We start from the raw sequence: 2,379 nt of genomic DNA on the forward strand, positions 1-2,379 counted from the left end.
CTCCACCCCCACATCCCGGGCCGCGGGCCCGCCCCGACCGGGAGAAGGAGCCGCCGCATGATCCGCGTCGCCGTCGTCGGCACCGGAGGAATCGCCGGTATCTGCCACATGCCGGCCCTGGCCGGGCACGCCGACCGCGCCCGCCCGGTCGCGGCCGTGGACCCCGACGCCACCCGGCTGTCCGCCTTCCGGACCGAGCACTCCGTCCCGGCCGGGTACGCCGACCTCGCCGGGATGCTGGAGGCCGAGCGTCCCGACCTGGTGCACCTGTGCACCCCGCCGTTCCTCCACGCCGAGCAGGTGATCGCCTGTCTGCGCGCCGGGGCGCACGTGTGGTGCGAGAAGCCGCTGTGCCTGTCGATGGCCGAGTACGAGGCGATCGCGGCGGCCGAGCGGGAGACCGGCCGGTACGCCGCCGTGGTCTTCCAGCACCGCTTCGGCTCCGGCGCCCGGCACCTGCGGGAGCTGGTGGAGCGCGGCACCCTGGGGCGGCCCCTGGTGGTCCGCTGCGACACCACCTGGTATCGGCCGCAGGAGTACTTCGAGGTGCCCTGGCGCGGCCGGTGGGAGACCGAGGGCGGGGGGCCGACCATGGGCCACGGCATCCACCAGATGGATCTGATGCTCTCGGTCCTCGGGGAGTGGGAGGAGATCCGGGCGATGGCCGGGCGGCTGGACCGGGACGTGGAGACCGAGGACGTCTCCACCGCGCTGATCCGTTTCGCGAACGGGGCGATGGCGACGGTGGTCAACAGCCTGCTGTCCCGTCGCGAGGAGAGCTACCTGCGGTTCGACCTCACCGACGCCACCGTCGAGCTGCGCCACCTGTACGGCTACCGCAACGCCGACTGGTCGTGCGACTCCCCGGCGTGGGACCCGGGGGAGGACGTGTCCGGCTCGCACGGCGCCCAGTTGGGGGCGGTGCTGGACGCCCTGGAACGCGGCGAACGTCCACCGGTCGGCGGGGAGGAAGCGCGCCGCACGGTGGAGTTGATCACCGGCCTGTACGCCTCCGCGTTCACCGGGCGTCCGGTGTTCCGGAAGGAGTTGACCCCGGATCACCCGGAGTTCGGCCGGTTCCACGCCCGGATGAACGGAGGGATGACGCTGTGAACGCCTTCGAGGACGGCGGTGCGGAGCGGAACGACGGGCGGGTGGCCGGGAACGGCGCGACCCCGGTGCCGCTGCACGACAACGGCACCGAGGTGTCGGCGAGGGTCGGGGGCGTGGAGGTGGCCCGGTACCACTACCGCCCCCGGATGGCGCTGTTCGAGTCGCCCAAGCCCTACCTGCACCCGTTGCGGACGACGGCCGGTGACACGGTGACGGCGTACCGGCCGCACGATCACGTCTGGCACAAGGGGGTGCAGATGACCGCCCCCTGGGTCTCCGGGGAGAACTTCTGGGGCGGCGGCACCTACGTGGACCCGGAACGGGAGTACGTGGACCTGCCCAACGCCGGGACCATGCGCCACGAGGAGTGGACCGCGCCGGGGGTGGAGCGCCTGACCTGGTGGACGCAGGGCGGGGAGCACTGGGTGGACGAGACCCGGGTGCTGGAGGTGGAGGCCGGGACCCCCGGAGAGGGGTGGTGGGCGCTGAACTTCACCACGGTGCTGCGCAACGTGCGGGGGAAGGACCTGGTCTTCGGCAGCCCCACCACCCGGGGCCGGCCGATGGCGGGGTACGCGGGCTTCTTCTGGCGCGGGCCGCGGTCGTTCACCGGCGGCACGGTGATCGGGCCGGGAAACCTCGGCGGTCCGGAGATGATGGGCCGCGCCGCTCCCTGGCTGGCGTTCACCGGTCGGCACGACGAGGTGGACCGCGCGGCGACCCTGCTGTTCCAGGCCGCCGATCCGCAGACGGTGTGGTTCGTGCGCAGCGAGCCGTTCGCCGCGGTCAACCCCTCGCTGGCCTTCCACGAGGAGGTGACGGTCCCCCCGGAGGGCGAGCTGCGGTTGGCGTACCGCCTGGTGGTCGCCGAGGGCGAGTGGAACCGGGAGCGGCTGACCGATCACGCGGCCCGGCACCCGGTGCGGCCCGCCCGGGTGTGAGACACCCGGGTGTGAGACGCCCGGGGTGAGACGGCCCGCCGGGGCCGGTCGGCACGGGACGACCGGTCGGCCCCGGGCGGGCGTGGAGCCGGGGGCGGCCGGCGGACGCGTCGGTCGCCCCCGGCGTGACACGGACGCGATCGCCGCGCCCTGCCCGGGAGCGGGGGCGCGGGACCCCTTGACGCACCGGGGTTCCACGGGGATATTGCGTCACATCGTGGGAGCGCTCCCATGCACTCGGCGCCGACTCTCCCCACCCGTTCGCACCCGCAACCCGCGGGCGCCGGCGGCGCAGGCCCCCACGAGACCCGCGGAGCCACCCCCG

General features: G+C 74.3%; 2 protein-coding genes. Both read left to right on the plus strand.

All coding sequences use genetic code 11. The features are described 5' to 3' along the window. The first annotated feature begins 57 nt into the window (after positions 1-57). Complete coding sequence (locus FOE67_RS22900; RefSeq protein WP_182666738.1) at positions 58-1,113, plus strand: Gfo/Idh/MocA family protein; 1,056 nt, start codon at positions 58-60, stop codon at positions 1,111-1,113. Then, positions 1,110-2,054: a DUF6807 domain-containing protein gene (locus FOE67_RS22905; RefSeq protein ID WP_323385334.1), complete on the plus strand. Its 945-nt coding sequence runs from the start codon at positions 1,110-1,112 to the stop codon at positions 2,052-2,054. Before FOE67_RS22900 ends, FOE67_RS22905 begins: the two co-directional genes overlap by 4 nt. Positions 2,055-2,379 lie beyond the last annotated feature (325 nt).

The sequence above is a fragment of the Streptomyces calidiresistens genome, assembly GCF_014141525.1.
In the GTDB taxonomy this organism is placed as follows: domain Bacteria; phylum Actinomycetota; class Actinomycetes; order Streptomycetales; family Streptomycetaceae; genus Streptomyces; species Streptomyces calidiresistens.

What these genes read in the sequence shown, in the direction of transcription:
- FOE67_RS22900 (WP_182666738.1), top strand. Translation starts at nt 58, where the DNA reads ATGATCCGCGTCGCCGTCGTCGGCACCGGAGGAATCGCCGGTATCTGC.